Source organism: Chryseobacterium sp. Tr-659, assembly GCF_011752975.1.
In the GTDB taxonomy this organism is placed as follows: Bacteria; Bacteroidota; Bacteroidia; order Flavobacteriales; family Weeksellaceae; genus Chryseobacterium.
In genome coordinates this window covers 241,135-255,991 of the sequence record NZ_VWWP01000008.1, presented here as the reverse complement: position 1 = coordinate 255,991, position 14,857 = coordinate 241,135, and the positions used below count along the sequence as shown (strand labels likewise).

Annotated in this window: 12 protein-coding genes and 3 tRNA genes; 3 read left to right on the top strand and 12 right to left on the bottom strand. The window is 36.5% G+C overall.

The window, feature by feature from the left end; translation table 11 throughout:
* Window positions 1-50 precede the first annotated feature (50 nt).
* From glmS to F3J23_RS17670, 3 genes are read right to left on the bottom strand one after another with little or no spacing between them, the layout of a single operon-like run.
* Complete coding sequence (glmS, locus tag F3J23_RS17680; protein WP_167032047.1) at window positions 51-1,904, bottom strand: glutamine--fructose-6-phosphate transaminase (isomerizing); 1,854 nt, start codon at window positions 1,902-1,904, stop codon at window positions 51-53.
* Window positions 1,905-1,932: 28 nt separating this feature from the next.
* Window positions 1,933-3,585, bottom strand: a complete 1,653-nt coding sequence (locus F3J23_RS17675) for a DUF4270 family protein (protein WP_167032044.1) — start codon at window positions 3,583-3,585, stop codon at window positions 1,933-1,935.
* A gap of 12 nt (window positions 3,586-3,597) precedes the next feature.
* A complete protein-coding gene (locus F3J23_RS17670; RefSeq protein WP_167032041.1) occupies window positions 3,598-4,368 on the bottom strand; it encodes a glycogen/starch synthase in 771 nt (256 codons plus the stop codon).
* 171 nt (window positions 4,369-4,539) lie between these two features.
* Between F3J23_RS17670 and panC the strand changes: the two genes are divergently transcribed.
* A complete protein-coding gene (panC, locus tag F3J23_RS17665) occupies window positions 4,540-5,388 on the top strand; it encodes a pantoate--beta-alanine ligase (RefSeq protein WP_167032038.1) in 849 nt (282 codons plus the stop codon).
* A 300-nt stretch (window positions 5,389-5,688) separates the two neighbouring features.
* Here panC and F3J23_RS17660 read toward each other — a convergent pair.
* The 3 genes from F3J23_RS17660 to F3J23_RS17650 all read right to left on the bottom strand — a co-directional run bounded on the left by F3J23_RS17660 (window position 5,689) and on the right by F3J23_RS17650 (window position 6,008).
* Window positions 5,689-5,761, bottom strand: a tRNA-Lys gene (locus F3J23_RS17660).
* A 55-nt stretch (window positions 5,762-5,816) separates the two neighbouring features.
* Window positions 5,817-5,899: transfer RNA gene (locus tag F3J23_RS17655), tRNA-Leu, on the bottom strand.
* Window positions 5,900-5,935: 36 nt separating this feature from the next.
* Window positions 5,936-6,008 (bottom strand) — tRNA-Lys (locus F3J23_RS17650).
* Between the two features lie 115 nt (window positions 6,009-6,123).
* Here F3J23_RS17650 and F3J23_RS17645 point away from each other — a divergent pair.
* Window positions 6,124-6,639, top strand: a complete 516-nt coding sequence (locus F3J23_RS17645) for a shikimate kinase (protein ID WP_167032035.1) — start codon at window positions 6,124-6,126, stop codon at window positions 6,637-6,639.
* Window positions 6,640-6,651: 12 nt separating this feature from the next.
* Here the strand turns inward: F3J23_RS17645 and F3J23_RS17640 are convergent, their stop codons facing one another.
* Entirely contained in the window at window positions 6,652-7,089 is a 438-nt protein-coding gene (locus F3J23_RS17640; protein WP_167032032.1) for an RNA-binding S4 domain-containing protein, read from the bottom strand.
* A 55-nt stretch (window positions 7,090-7,144) separates the two neighbouring features.
* Between F3J23_RS17640 and F3J23_RS17635 the strand changes: the two genes are divergently transcribed.
* Window positions 7,145-7,903: a hypothetical protein gene (locus tag F3J23_RS17635; RefSeq protein ID WP_167032029.1), complete on the top strand. Its 759-nt coding sequence runs from the start codon at window positions 7,145-7,147 to the stop codon at window positions 7,901-7,903.
* 81 nt (window positions 7,904-7,984) lie between these two features.
* On the opposite strand, the gene F3J23_RS17630 is transcribed toward F3J23_RS17635, so the two are convergent.
* The 5 genes from F3J23_RS17630 to F3J23_RS17610 form a co-directional block, all read right to left on the bottom strand.
* Window positions 7,985-9,502 (bottom strand): FMN-binding glutamate synthase family protein, encoded by a 1,518-nt coding sequence (locus F3J23_RS17630; protein ID WP_167032026.1) that lies wholly within the window; start codon window positions 9,500-9,502, stop codon window positions 7,985-7,987.
* A 53-nt stretch (window positions 9,503-9,555) separates the two neighbouring features.
* A complete protein-coding gene (mtaB, locus tag F3J23_RS17625; RefSeq protein WP_167032023.1) occupies window positions 9,556-10,902 on the bottom strand; it encodes a tRNA (N(6)-L-threonylcarbamoyladenosine(37)-C(2))-methylthiotransferase MtaB in 1,347 nt (448 codons plus the stop codon).
* 66 nt (window positions 10,903-10,968) lie between these two features.
* Window positions 10,969-11,559 carry a DUF1572 family protein gene (locus tag F3J23_RS17620; RefSeq protein ID WP_167032020.1) on the bottom strand — a complete coding sequence of 197 codons (591 nt, stop codon included), beginning with the start codon at window positions 11,557-11,559 and terminating at the stop codon, window positions 10,969-10,971.
* Window positions 11,560-11,647: 88 nt separating this feature from the next.
* The gene (locus F3J23_RS17615) at window positions 11,648-13,753 is read right to left on the bottom strand and encodes a T9SS type B sorting domain-containing protein (RefSeq protein WP_167032017.1); all 2,106 of its coding nucleotides are present in this window, start codon (window positions 13,751-13,753) and stop codon (window positions 11,648-11,650) included.
* A 156-nt stretch (window positions 13,754-13,909) separates the two neighbouring features.
* Window positions 13,910-14,707 carry a hypothetical protein gene (locus F3J23_RS17610; protein WP_167032014.1) on the bottom strand — a complete coding sequence of 266 codons (798 nt, stop codon included), beginning with the start codon at window positions 14,705-14,707 and terminating at the stop codon, window positions 13,910-13,912.
* Window positions 14,708-14,857 lie beyond the last annotated feature (150 nt).

Here is a 14,857-nt window from a genome sequence, read left to right as displayed (position 1 = left end):
TTTTTGAAATAACGGAAGAAATCTAAATTTATTTTATTTACAACAACTTTTTATTCCACGGTTACAGATTTTGCAAGGTTTCTCGGCTGATCTACGTTGGCTCCTCTATATACTGCGATGTAATAAGCAAGCAGTTGTAGAGGTACGGAAGCAACGATTGGAGAGAAACATTCTGAAGTTTCAGGGATCTCAATAACATAATCTGCCATTTCACTCACCTGACGGTCACCTTTATTAACTACAGCGATAATTTTTCCTTTTCTCGCTTTAATTTCCTGAACGTTACTTACAATTTTATCATAGTGACCTTTTTTAGGCGCTATAATTACAATTGGCATGTTTTCATCAATCAGGGCAATCGGGCCGTGCTTCATTTCTGCAGCCGGGTATCCTTCTGCATGGATGTAGGAAATTTCTTTTAGTTTTAACGCACCTTCTAAGGCTGCAGGATAATTGTATCCTCTTCCTAAATAAAGGAAATTAGTAGCTTTCACAAAATCTTTTGCAATATTCTGTGTCAGCTCATGCGTTGTATTTAATACTTCTTCAATCTTTTTAGGAATAGCATCAAGCTCAGCAATCAGGCTCATAAATTCAGCATTACCTAAATTTCCGTTGTGCTTACCTAGTTTGAATGCAATTAAAGTAAGAATTGTTAATTGTGCAGTAAATGCCTTGGTAGAAGCCACACCGATTTCAGGACCGGCATGCGTGTATGATCCTGCATCTGTAATTCTTGCAATTGAAGAATCTACTACATTACATATACCATATATAAATGCTCCTTTTTCTTTTGCCAGCTTTAAAGCAGCCATAGTATCTGCAGTTTCTCCTGACTGAGAGATTGCAATTACCACATCTTTATCTGTAATGATCGGGTTTCTGTATCTGAACTCCGAAGCATATTCTACTTCTACAGGGATCCTCGCGTATTCTTCAATAAGGTATTCTCCGATAAGACCGGCATGCCATGAAGTTCCACAAGCGATAATAATAATTCTGTTAGCATTTTTAAATCTCTCTACATGATCCCAGATTCCGGCCATTTTAATTACTCCTTCGTCTACAAGAAGTCTTCCTCTCATTGTATCATGTACAGATTTAGGCTGTTCAAAGATTTCTTTAAGCATGAAATGCTCGTATCCACCTTTTTCAATCTGCTCAAGGCTTAGTTTAAGCTCCTGAATTTCAGGCTCAATTTTAGAGTTATCATTAATGGTTCTGATATCTACACCTCCTTCAAGAGAGATTGTTGCCATATGCCCTTCTTCAAGATAAATGGCTTCTTTCGTAAATTCTACGAAAGGAGAAGCATCCGAAGCTATAAAATATTCTTTATCTCCAATACCAATTGCTAAAGGAGATCCTAATCTTCCTACTACCAATACTCCAGGATAATCTTCATGAAGCACGGTAATAGCATAGGCGCCATACACTTCATTCAATGCATATCTTACTGAAGTTGGGAAATCAATTTCAGGGTTCAGATCCATAAAATACTGGATAAGGTTAACCAATACCTCAGTATCTGTTTCTGATTTGAAAGTAAATCCTTTTTCAGTAAGCATTGTCTTAATAGTATCATAGTTTTCAATGATACCGTTATGAACAATTGCTATTTTTCCGTTGTTTGATAAATGCGGGTGGGAGTTTCTATCACTAGGAACACCATGGGTAGCCCAACGTGTGTGTCCCATTCCAATCTTAGCCTTCCCTTTTAAATCTTTCGAAATATTCACCAAATCCTCGACTTTACCTTTTGTTTTTTCTACTTCAAGCTTGTTATTTGAACCTTCCAAAACAATTCCGGCACTGTCATACCCCCTGTATTCTAATCTTCTAAGACCGTTAATTACAATTTCGTAAGCGTCTTGAAAACCTGTATATCCTACTATTCCGCACATATTATTTTTGTCTAGTGTTTGTTGTGTTTTATTTTTTTGTTGCGTAAGTCACTTTCAGCTGGATTCTGTTCACATTTGTTTTGTCTGTTCCAGTCAGAATGACTCTGTTCATATCAAAAGCTCTCGTAGTAACAGAAGCTCCTAAAAGACCACCTGAAGCATTAGATGCAAATGATCCTGCGCCAATATATAATGGCTGATTAACAATCAGCTGATCATTTCCATTTTCATCTTTACTTGTCTTTCCTTCAATGATATCTTTAAGTGTTTTTGTCACTACAAAATCATAATAAACAGGCTGGTTATCTTTAATAAAAGGATAATATAATCCAAGACCAGCCGTCAAATCTGATGTAAATGCCAGTTTTGAGTAGTTAACCATATTATTAAGCAGTGGACTTGACAGTAATACAAATCTTCGATCTTCTGTAGAACCAGTATTTTTCCAGCTTGCAGGATCTACATATACTCTGATCTTAGCGTTTAGAATACCTGCTTTTTCTTTGTTATAGATATCTTTTAGAGTAGCAATGGTAGCATCCGGAATTTTCACAATCGCAGAAGGCCCACCCATTCCCTGAATAAAGAGTCTTGAATCTCCTTCTGTAGGATTGCTTGATGCTAATGCAGATTGCACAGCACTTCCAGCTCTGGCATATTCATATTGCCCGATATGAGCATTGATACCACCCAATACAAAATTAAGCGTAGTCTGCGGCCTCGTTGTAGTACCATTATCTGTTTTATCATATTTATAGTACATGATCAGCTCCAGATTGTTAGGAGAGAATTGGAAAAGATAACGGTCTGTTTCGTCTACAGAGATTCTTATACCTTTAAAATACCTGATAAAATTGGAAGCATCCTGAAGCTCAGGTTTCCCTTTCTTATCGATAATATGAGTCTGGAAGAAATCCGTATTTGATAGCTTTATTCTGAATCCAAGGTTTCCTGTAAATACATTTGAATTGTCAGATTTTTTTGTAACTGCTATTGAGCTTATATTTCCATCAAAAACTGCCGATCCCAAAAGCTCACCTGTACTTACTGAAACATTTGAACGCTTGAAAGCATCATTATTGGTATCCAGGAAGGTTGTCACTTCATGTACATTGATCTTCATTGATTTGGAAGCTCCTCCAATTTTTCCGTATTTACGAACCGGATATGTTTTTTTCTCAATGGAGACAGCAATATTTTCACCATTTACAGGGAAATCACTTCTCTCATATGTATTGGTTTTTAATGAATCGCTGCTTTCAAAGAAATAAGTATTCGCTACTGTATTAGCTGGTGGTCTCACCACCAAAACAACAGAATCTACTTTTGCATTCGGTCCGTTAAAATCAAAATTATCTGTAGGCATTCTCAGCTGAGTAAGGTAAGATGCTTTTTGCATTCCAAACTGGTTTTCTGTAAAAGCACCAAGTACCCCAACAGTTAAAGCTCCGTTACTTTCGTTTAGCCCGCTGATTAATCTGGCAGCATCACTTCTGATGGAATCATTATTATTGTAATTATAAGCAATAACGTCATATGACACTTCATTACCTTCCGCTGCATCTTGATTGAACAACTGCTCCCCAAGAGAATCCGGATCAGGTTCACAGTTATAAAGGATTGTACTTCCGAAAATCGCCAGTAAAAGCATGGCGAAGGTCCTTTTAAGAGTATGAGTCATTAAAAATGTGTTTTAATAAAGTTGATTTATAGAATCTATGTCAAGATATTCCGACTTTTGGGTAGCGGTTTCATTGAAGGCCTTATCCAGGTCTTCATCCAGAAACTCATCTCCCTTCACAACGGTATCTACATAGTTCATACTTTCGATAACGAAACTTTTAATTGTCGGGTTATCTAACGCTTTTAATCCTGAAATATTATCAAATTTCAATTTTTCATCGATCTTTTTGTCCAGATCAGCATCTTTCTCATTGTATAAAGAAAGTACAATTTTAGCGTCTTTGAAATAAGTATCTGATTCGTAGTAAGTTTTAAGATAAATTGGAACAAAAGAAGCCATCCATCCGTTTAAGTGGATCACATCCGGCACCCAGTTTAGTTTCTTAATGGTTTCAATTACTCCTCTTGCGAAGAAAATAGCTCTTTCGTCATTGTCATCGAAAGGGTTTCCTTCATCGTCGAAGTAATATTGTTTTCTTTTGAAGTATTCTTCGTTGTCAATAAAGTAAACTTGAAGTCTTTCCCCCGGAAGAGACGCTACTTTAATGATAAGAGGCTGGTCCAGGTCATTGATAATAATATTCATCCCCGAAAGACGGATTACCTCATGAAGTTGGAATTTCCTTTCACTTATTTGTCCAAATCTTGGCATAAAAACTCTTACATCATTGCCTTCTTGGTGCATCTTAAGTGCCATTTTGTTTACCACTGCAGCCATATTTGTATCTTCCTGATATGGATACATCTCTGTAGTAATGTACAGTATTTTTTGATTCGGCATAAACTTTCTATCTAATTTTTGTAAAAATGCTTTAATGTGCAAAATTACAAAAAAACATCCAACATTATTTTAATTAACATTTTTTTACGAAAATTCCCTTTTTCAAATTATTAAAAGTACATATTATTATGCGATATTTTTAGTATTTTTGAAATAGTATTACAATAAACTATGGAAGTTATAAAAAATAGGAAAGTCCTTCAGGATTTCATTGAAAGACAGAAAGAAATGGGAAAAAAAATTGGGTTTGCCCCTACCATGGGAGCACTGCATAAAGGCCATCTTTCCCTCTATGAAGAAGCCAGAAAAGAAAATGACCTTGTAATTTCTTCAATTTTTGTAAACCCAACTCAGTTCAACAACCCTGAAGATCTTGAAAAATACCCTAGAGACATCAACAGAGACATCCTCATTCTTCAGAATTCAGGTTTTGTAGATGCCGTTTATATCCCTGAAATAACAGATATTTACCCTGAAAAGGCAGAAAGCAGACATTATGATTTTGATGGATTGGAAAATGAAATGGAAGGAAAATCCAGACCTGGGCATTTTGACGGAGTAGGTACTGTAGTAGAAGAGCTTTTCAAACAGGTACAGCCTGACAATGCTTATTTCGGTGAAAAAGATTTCCAGCAGCTTGCCATTATCAAAAAAATGGTTTCAAAAAAACACCTTCCCGTTAAAATAACAGGCGTTCCTATTTACAGAGCCGAAAACGGACTGGCACTAAGCTCAAGAAATCAAAGACTTCATGAAGACCGCAGAGAAGTATCTAAAGTTATTTATGAAACCCTTAAAAAAGTCAATGACTGGTTCAGAACAGTAACAATCCCTGAAATAAAGGAAAGAGTAACGGATATTTTTGACCACCAGCAGGGAATGAAGCTTGAATACTTCCTGATTGCTGATGAAGATACTTTACAGGAAACAGATTTCTTCTACAAAGACAGAAGCTTCAGGGCTTTTATCGTAGTTGTTGTAGACGGAGTAAGATTAATTGACAATATGCATTTGGATTAATTCATCCGAATTTTTTATATAAAATTCAATCCCTAACCATTGATATGGCTGGGGATTTTTTACGATCAAGCACAAAAATTGGGGATAAAAATAAATGAAACTCAATTGAAAATTCCTTTGTCTACTTATACTTTTATCTTGATAACTATTGTTTGCGTCTATGAAATCTACTTGACACAAAGTTGGCAGAAATATTCATTGTAGATTTAATACAAAAATCAAAGGCCTCCTGAGGGAGACCTTTGAAACACCAAATCACAAAATATTAATATGAAAAAAATTTACTTTTCAGTAAACTTGTGACCCGGCTGGGATTCGAACCCAGGACCCATACATTAAAAGTGTATTGCTCTACCAGCTGAGCTACCGAGTCGGCCACAATTAAAATGAAATAAATTTCAATATTAATTATAAATTTTTCTTTGCAGTGCCTGCGACTGGACTCGAACCAGCACATCCTTAGGAAACCACCCCCTCAAGATGGCGTGTCTACCAATTTCACCACGCAGGCAATAAAATTACAAAGTTTAGTAATTTTTATTGCTAGTGACCCGGCTGGGATTCGAACCCAGGACCCATACATTAAAAGTGTATTGCTCTACCAGCTGAGCTACCGAGTCGGCCACTTACTTAACAAGTTTTCATTTAAGTAATGTCCCTTGTTTTAAGTGGTGCAAAGATATGACTTTTTTCTTTATCTCAAAACTTTTTCGCAAATTTGTTTAAAAAAAATACATGGTAATTTCATTGATCGGATACATGGGGAGCGGCAAATCTCACATTTCCAAAATATTAAGCGAAAAAATAAATTTTAAACTAATTGACCTCGATAAAGAGATTTCCAGAAGAAATAAATTAACCATTCCTGAAATTTTTGAAAAAAAGGGAGAAATTTACTTTAGAAAACTGGAAAGAGAAGCACTGGAAGAGATCCTGGCTTCCGAAGAGAACATTGTTTTAAGCCTTGGCGGAGGAACTCCTGTCTATTATAATAATATGGAGATCATCAATCACAATTCTAAAACTGTCTTTTTAAGAACCTCTGTATCAACATTAGCAGAAAGACTGTCCAAACAAAAAGAAAAAAGGCCAATTATCGCCAATATTTCTGAGGAAGATCTGCCGGAATTTATTGCTAAACATTTATTTGAAAGAAATCAGTTTTACAGCAAAGCGCAGTTCACCGTGGGCACAGATTCCAGAGAACCGGAAGACATTGTCAACGAAATAATAGAAAAGCTCTATCTCTAGAGCTTTCTTATTTTAATTTTCGTCTTCTGTTTCGTCATCAGTTTCTCCGAAAAAGTCATCCCAGTCTGTAAAATCAGAGGCGACATCATTGCCTACGTAGTCATCCATTTCTCTTCTGTCTTTTTTAGTAGGTCTTCCCTCTCCTTTGTTTCTGTAATAATCCTGTGACATTTTACGGAGTTTCAGCAATTCGTACTGCTCTTTATCCGTTACATCCTGGATATGAAGCGGAACCAACTTGGCTCCGATTCTGCTTTTGGGAATCTGGATTACCTTTATTTTATAGTCAATCTGATTTTTGCGGATCTTAATAACATCTCCTTCTTTTACCTCCTTAGATGATTTTACGGCGGAAGTTCCTATAGAAACTCTATTCTTCTTAATCTCCTCTGCTGCAATACTTCTCGTCTTATAAAAACGAATACTCCATAAAAATTTATCTATTCTCATATTTTTTTATACTTTTGCCGTTATATTATTTGTAAAGTAATTAAAGTTTTTTGAAATGAAAAAAATATTTTTATATATCCTTGCAGGATCTTTATGTTTTTCTGCATGTAAGAAAGATGATAATGTAGCAACTTATGTAGAGCCAGAAGATATTGCAACGCAAAATTCCTACGATGATCTGGCCATTAAGAAATTTATGGATGAGAATTATCTTGATGCGCAGGGAAATATAAAAGCTTTCAGTGCTACGGATACTTCTGATGACAACGAGAAAAAATTATCTGACTTAGATTATAAGACTCTTCCTTCCGGAACAATCTATATTATGAGAACTGGAGCTCAGCCCTCTCCAACTGATGAACAAACCATTGGCAGTACGGATATTATTAGAGTCATGATGAATGCTACTACTTACCTGGCAGCTAATAATGACGGGCAGGCTACATTTATCACAGCAACTCCTTTCATGAATACAATCAGTGGAACCGGAGTCCCTGCAATTGATCCTAAGTACTATTACATTTCGCCAACTGACCCATTAATCAAAAATGCTACTACAGCAGCGGCTCAACAGCCAAGTTACTATATGATTGAAGGTTTCAGTGAAGCATTACAGAAATTCAAAGCTTTCAATAATCTTGGTAGTGAAGCTCCCTATAACTTACAAGGAGTAATTATTGTTCCGTCAAGAGCAGCTTTTGCAAGAGATCCTTATTACCCTTACAACTATATGAATTACAGCAGTGTTATCTCTCTGAGAAATAAAACTTTTGTTTTCAATTTCCAGGTTTACGGAAGATCTGCAAGACCATAAACAAAGATAAAAATTTACTTACAATAGCAAACCCCGCAATACTCATTGCGGGGTTTTTATTTATCTGCAGGAATATCAGCGTTAAGATCTCGCTTTCTGTTTTACATTTCCTAAAATATCCGGGAAGTAAAGATCTGCCAGGTGGTCAAATTCATCTCCTCTCATAAACATTGTGGCATCTACTTCTTCATAAGAGCTTCTACCAGCTGCCGCAATCAATTCATTACAAGTATGAAGAGTATTTTTGTGGAAATGGTATACTCTTTCTGCCTTATCTGTCACATCAAGTCCTTTAATAAGCATTTTATCTTGTGTGGCCACTCCAGTAGGGCAATTGTTAGAATTACATCTTAATGCCTGGATGCATCCCAGAGAGAACATAAATCCTCTTGCATTATTACACATATCTGCTCCCATAGCTACCGCTCGCAGAATATCCAGACTGGTAAGAACTTTACCACTGGCAATCACTCTCAGCTTGCTTCTTACATTATAGTTGTTCAATGTTCTGTTGACAAATATCAATGCCGGCTCTAAAGGCATTCCTACTCCATCCGAGAATTCCGGTGGTGCGGCTCCGGTTCCTCCTTCTGCTCCGTCTATCGTAATAAAGTCCGGATAGATTTTCAGAACATTCATTTGAACACAGATATCTTCAAATTCTTTTGTATCCCCTATGCACAGCTTAAATCCTACCGGTTTCCCTCCTGAAAGCTCTCTCAGCTGCTGTACAAACCTCAGCAATCCTGCGGCATCAGAAAAAGAAGTATGTGAAGGTGGCGAAATAACCGTCATTCCCGGAGTTACGTGACGAATTGCTGCAATTTCCGGAGTGTTTTTCACCCCGGGAAGCACTCCTCCGTGACCAGGCTTTGCTCCCTGTGACAATTTAATCTCAATCATTTTCACATTCGGAAGTGTTGAATATTTTGCAAATAATTCAGGATTGAATTTTCCTTGATCATCTCTACAACCGAAATACCCTGTTCCGATCTGCCAGCATAAATCTCCTCCTTCCATATGGTAAGGTGAAATTCCTCCTTCTCCTGTATTGTGATAAAAATTCCCTTTTTTAGCTCCTCTGTTCAGGGAAATCTGCGCCCTGTCGCTCAATGCTCCAAAACTCATTGCCGAAATATTGAATAAAGAAGCATGATAAGGCTGTGTACACTGCTCTCCTCCTACCCAAACTCTCGGAAGCTCTTCTGATGGTGATTTGGCATAGATTGAATGCTTGATCCCTTCATATTTTCTATGATTAACTTCCAGCTGTGTACCGAAAGCAACAGTATCACTTAAATTTTTTGCCCTTCTGTATACTGCAGAACGCTGATTTCTTGGAAACGGCTTTCCGTCTGTTTCCCTTTCAATAAAATATTGCTGCATTTCCGGTGAAATACTTTCGAAAAAATACCGGAAATACCCCAATACAGGGAAATTCCTCAAAATAGCATGTTTCGATTGGTAAGCATTGTAAACACCCAATGCATAAATGGCGGATAGCAGTGTTGGTATCCAATAATGCGCTCTGATCAGTACTGCTATAATCCATGTAGCAAGTACTAATACAATTCCCCAAGATAAAAACTTATCTCTCATGAATGTAGTATTTAAAGTTTAAAAATAAAATTAGTGGAAATTTTGCAAAGAGCCTATGCTTTTGCTAAAAAATTTTGGTAGGAAGATTGCACTGAAACCGTGCCATCTGACAGGATTTTTTCTAAATTTAGAAATTCGATTTGGTTTACGAATGCAGGATCAAAGTCTTTCTGGACTCTCACATAGTTCTCTGTGAAGCCAAACATTTTCCCGTCTTTATTTTCGTGCTCCCAAAGTACAGGAAGCGTTTTTCCTAATTGTGTCTGATAAAATGCCATTTTCTTCTTTTCAGAAAGAATTCTAAGCATCTTATTACGTTTTTTTCTTTCCACTACCGGAACAACACCGTCCATAGCAGCAGCTTCTGTATTTTCTCTTTCAGAATAGGTAAATACATGAAGATAAGTGATAGGAAGTTCATTAAGGAAATTATAGGTTTCCATAAACTTTTCTTCTGTTTCTCCCGGGAACCCTACGATAACATCCACGCCAATAGCTGCATCAGGCATTACCTCACGGATCTTGTTGACTCTGTCATTGTAAAGTTTTGTCAGGTAACGGCGTTTCATTTTTTTCAATAAATCATCGCTTCCGGATTGTAACGGGATATGAAAATGCGGAACAAAGCTTTTGCTTTTAGAAACCAGCTCAATACTTTCGTCTTTCAAAAGGTTGGGTTCAATAGACGAAATACGGATTCTCTCGATTCCTTCTACCTGATCAAGCTCTGAGATCAGATCTAAGAAGGTATGTTCATGTCTTTTGTTTCCAAACTCTCCTTTACCGTAATCTCCGATATTCACACCTGTAAGAACAATTTCCTTAATGTCTTTTGCTGCGATTTCTGTCGCATTTTTCAGAACATTTTGAATGGTATCCGAACGAGAGATCCCTCTTGCCAATGGGATGGTACAGTACGTACATTTATAGTCACAGCCATCCTGAACTTTCAAAAAAGCCCTGGTTCTGTCTCCGATAGAATAACTTCCGATAAAGAAATCGGTTTCTTCAATTTCACATGAATGAACTACACCTTCGTTATCTGATTTTTCTAAATCATCAAGATAGCTTAGGATATTGAATTTTTCTTTAGCTCCCAGAACAAGATCAACACCTTCAATCTGGGAAATTTCTTCAGGTTTCAGCTGTGCATAACATCCTACAATAACTACCAGCCCTTCCGGATTGGCTTTCATTGCTCTTTTTACGTGAAGCTTACATTCACGGTCAGCATTTTCAGTTACCGAACAGGTATTGATGACATATACATTGGCTTTTTCATCAAAACTTACCTTATCATAACCTGCATCTGTTAATTGACGGGCAATAGTAGATGTTTCTGCAAAGTTTAATTTGCAGCCAAGTGTATGAAACGCGGCAGTTCTGTGAAAAGTAGACATTTGTTACTCCTGAATTTTATGGGTGCAAAGATAGTAATTTTAATAATAATCCAAGATTGATTCAATCTATTGTTTATATTCGTTTCTTACTTCGGAACTGTTTTGAAAGCAGACCGGGGAAGAATTCCCCTCCTGTTCATTATCTGAGAACTTATTTTTCATTTCAGCATTAAATTCCTGAGAGCGATTTCTTGCAATGGACAGCGTCTTCCAGTCATCATTTTTTATCATCTTAGCGATGTAAACAATTTGCCCTATATGATAAGGGTAATGGGCCAGCTGCCGAAAAACAGCATCAATAACAGAATGCCCTTCTCCTCTTATATAAATGGTAGAATATAAATTTTCATCATTAATCTGTTTCAAAGCGTCAAAAAAACATGTCCATCCTTTCTCCCAATACTCTACTACCTCATCTTTCGTTTTGAAATCCGTTATAAATTCTTCATCACGGTTACGCCAGGATTTTTCGCCATCTTCAGTAAGGAAATTAGTCCATCTTGAAAGCATATTTCCGGCAATGTGCTTTACAATTACAGCAACAGAATTACTTTCTTCATTATACTGCCAGAATATCTGCTCATCATCCAACTGACCGAATGTCTTATCACCAAGGGTTTTATAATATTCAAAACGTTTTACAAACAAATCAATCATACCTTCTATTTTGATAACTAATGTAGTTATTTTTTAAAATAAAAACCACCTCGGATGAAGTGGTTTTGTCTATGTATTTTATTTATGATTATTCTCTGTTTTTCACCAATACCCAACCTGTAAATTTGACAGGAGTACTGTTTTTATTATTCTCATTCCATGTTACAGAATACCAATAAGTTCCCGTAGGCACTCTTCTTCCGCCCTGGGTGCCATCCCATTTATATCCGTTTTGACGGTCTGCCTGATGAATTTTATTTCCGTATCTGTCAAAAACATTCAGGATGAGATTTTGCTTGTTAGCCAATGCAGAATAATCAATCACATCATTCACACCGTCTGCGTTAGGCGTAATCACATTCACCAGATTAGGGACTACAATTCCTATTTCTATAGGATCACAGTTGTAAGCATCTTTTACATACACTTTATGGTCTCCTCTTGAAAGATTGGTAAAAACATTGGAGTCCTGCCAAATGATCTTATCAATTGAATATTTATAGGCAGGATTCCCGCCAATTACATTAACGGTAATTGTATTGTTGGAAATATCAATTCCGGAAACAACCGGCTGTTCAGAAGGAATTACTTTAACAGTCTGCATTGTAATACATTCACCAGTTTTAAGCTTTACCCAATATACTCCAATTCCCGCTTTGATGGTTTGAGTAGTAGCTCCTGTGCTCCATTCATAGCTTTTGAAACCTGGTCCGGCATCCAGAACCGTCTGCTCTTCTGCACAAATGGTTTTATCTTTAAGAATGTCTGAATATACCGGCGGAATCACTACCAGAGTTACTCTCGCTATGGCATAACATCCCTGTGCATTGGAAACTCTTATATATACAAATCCGTTTGGAGCTATATAAGCACCTGGATTCATAATCTCATTGGTTTGATTGATTGCATCGGTAAGTGACGGATAATATTTTTTTATCGGAACAGGGTTCTGACCGGTTACAGATGCATTGACAAGATTAAAAGATGCAGTAGAAGGATTGGATTCTATAAAGCATGATCTTAATGTTACTTCATTTACCACTACCAGCGGATAGAATTTTAAAGTGATTTGTGCCACTGCGGTACACCCGAATTCAGAAATTACTTTCACGTAAATGACTCCTTCTGCGGATACAAATGCCATTGGATTGGTTATTTCATTGATACCGGCATTGAGATCAGACATCGTATGATAATATTTCTTCGTCACATTCGGATTGGCAATGACATCAGCTGTCGTTAAATCATATGTTGCTGTTCCCGCATTATTATTGTTGCACTGGGTTAATGTTACATTTTTAACCGTAATAGAACCGTCTTTAAACTTAAATGCTCCGATTTGTTTACATTTATTGAGCGGATTGACCGGATTCGTCGGATCTGTATAGTTGATACTATAATAAAAAACAGTAGTTGTATTTACCGTTCTTGGTGCCGTAATCGGGTTATTACCTGTTAAAGCATCATTCTGTGTTACATGATAGCTGACATTGAAATTTTGATTCCCGTTAAGAATCCCTGCAGACAATGTAGAAAAATCAAACAAAGCCGTACTTGAGCATATTACTACTTCTCTCGGATCAGCAGGATTTGCAGCTGGAATTCCCGGAGGGTTAAACGGCTGCGTCTGAATATTAGGATCTGTAAATGGAGATGCCAGCGTTGCAGTTCCTCCCCACGTTAAAGAAAACGGAGCGGTAGTGGAGCTCGTACTGCTCACCCAATTGTCTATAAATAAATAATAAGTTTGCCCGGGAAGAACATCCATGTATCTGCAATAAGGTGTAAGGGAACCTCCGGCAGCACTTAAAAGCGTACTTGTCATATTCAATCCTGTAGCTGGTCCTGGACCGATAACGGTTGCTGCGTTACAACGTATTGGAGAGCCCAGACTTCCACACGTTACATTAGGGCCAAAGATCGCCCAGTCATAATCTGCATCTGGATTATTCGGAACCAGATCAAAAGTGAGTGTACCTCCGGTAGCAATGGTAATTTTATACCAGATTGAGTTGTGTTCTCCGGTAAAGTCTATACAGCTTCCCGAATTTACTAATTCCTTTATATCACCATATCCTGAAGGACTATACGTAATATTTGAATTTCCACAAACTGACAGAGCAGTAGCGCAATCCGCCTGAGAATACAAAATATGAGACATACACAGGAGTGCAAAGAGTAAAAGTTTTCTCATAGATATATGTTTTTATGGTTAAATTGGTTATTAATCAGACTGATATTCAACCTATACCAAATATACCTATATTTTAATTACAAACAATAAAATATAAATAATTTTAAAGTATTTTAAATTAAAACGCGAAATATTTAAACATATAACAATGAAAACTTATTTTATACTTGTAATATTACCGCACAGGTTTTCCAGGTGAAAAATTTTATGGAAGGGACTTTTTACTTCATTCAAATGTTCTTTATCCTGAATAAAAGTATATCTTGAAGCAATAGAATTCATATCCGAAACAATCACCAGCCAGCATTCGTCTACGGAAGTGTCATAATAAGGAAATTTTTCGTTCTTTTTTTCAATAAGCTCAAGAATCTTCTCCGAGCAAAGCTCATCAAATAGATTCATACTGTATTCATGAGTAATAAAAACATTTCTGCGGTGGAAAGATTTTCTGATACTTTTTACGCAGCCAATTGCTTTATTTTTTTTGATACTTTTATAAATATTGATAATGTTTTCTTCCTGTGCTTCTAGATTATCAAATTTAATATTGGGATGGAATTCTAAAAAATAAACACCACGATATTTCGTAGTGTCTTCCTGTTCTAATAATATTTCTGCCTGACGGAACATCTTATTCAAAGTACTTTCTACTTTTTTCATTTCCAGATGATTGATTACTTCGGTCAGTTCTATTCCGATTTTTTTGTCATTCAATTTTGCGATAAAGTCCGGGCTCTCGCAGGTAAGATTCTCAAATTTCACTTCGGGGAAATGATGCATAAAAGAGTTGAGAAGAAGTATCTCTGACTTCTTTCTGTATTTTTCACGATCATGAAGCGGAGATTCATCTATGGTACGGTGATACTTTTCTATGGGCTTTTTTTTCAAATGCCTGTTCAGGTAATATAAACTCAGATTCTTAATCAGATCTTCATCAGAAAACGTCTTTTTCATGTGTGATTTTTTTATTAAATTAAAGAACACATGCAGCCACAGGCTTTCATCATTAAAAGTTTTTGATAATCAAAAATTTACACACTTAAAGATAGGTAAAAAAACAATCCGATATCTACTTTTAAAATTAATTTATCTATTAATTAATGT

What these genes read in the sequence shown, in the direction of transcription:
- F3J23_RS17630 (WP_167032026.1), bottom strand. Translation starts at nt 9,502, where the DNA reads ATGAGAGATAAGTTTTTATCTTGGGGAATTGTATTAGTACTTGCTACA.
- glmS (WP_167032047.1), bottom strand. Translation starts at nt 1,904, where the DNA reads ATGTGCGGAATAGTAGGATATACAGGTTTTCAAGACGCTTACGAAATT.
- mtaB (WP_167032023.1), bottom strand. Translation starts at nt 10,902, where the DNA reads ATGTCTACTTTTCACAGAACTGCCGCGTTTCATACACTTGGCTGCAAA.
- F3J23_RS17670 (WP_167032041.1), bottom strand. Translation starts at nt 4,368, where the DNA reads ATGCCGAATCAAAAAATACTGTACATTACTACAGAGATGTATCCATAT.
- F3J23_RS17610 (WP_167032014.1), bottom strand. Translation starts at nt 14,707, where the DNA reads ATGAAAAAGACGTTTTCTGATGAAGATCTGATTAAGAATCTGAGTTTA.
- F3J23_RS17620 (WP_167032020.1), bottom strand. Translation starts at nt 11,559, where the DNA reads ATGATTGATTTGTTTGTAAAACGTTTTGAATATTATAAAACCCTTGGT.
- F3J23_RS17640 (WP_167032032.1), bottom strand. Translation starts at nt 7,089, where the DNA reads ATGAGAATAGATAAATTTTTATGGAGTATTCGTTTTTATAAGACGAGA.
- F3J23_RS17635 (WP_167032029.1), top strand. Translation starts at nt 7,145, where the DNA reads ATGAAAAAAATATTTTTATATATCCTTGCAGGATCTTTATGTTTTTCT.
- F3J23_RS17675 (WP_167032044.1), bottom strand. Translation starts at nt 3,585, where the DNA reads ATGACTCATACTCTTAAAAGGACCTTCGCCATGCTTTTACTGGCGATT.
- F3J23_RS17645 (WP_167032035.1), top strand. Translation starts at nt 6,124, where the DNA reads ATGGTAATTTCATTGATCGGATACATGGGGAGCGGCAAATCTCACATT.
- panC (WP_167032038.1), top strand. Translation starts at nt 4,540, where the DNA reads ATGGAAGTTATAAAAAATAGGAAAGTCCTTCAGGATTTCATTGAAAGA.
- F3J23_RS17615 (WP_167032017.1), bottom strand. Translation starts at nt 13,753, where the DNA reads ATGAGAAAACTTTTACTCTTTGCACTCCTGTGTATGTCTCATATTTTG.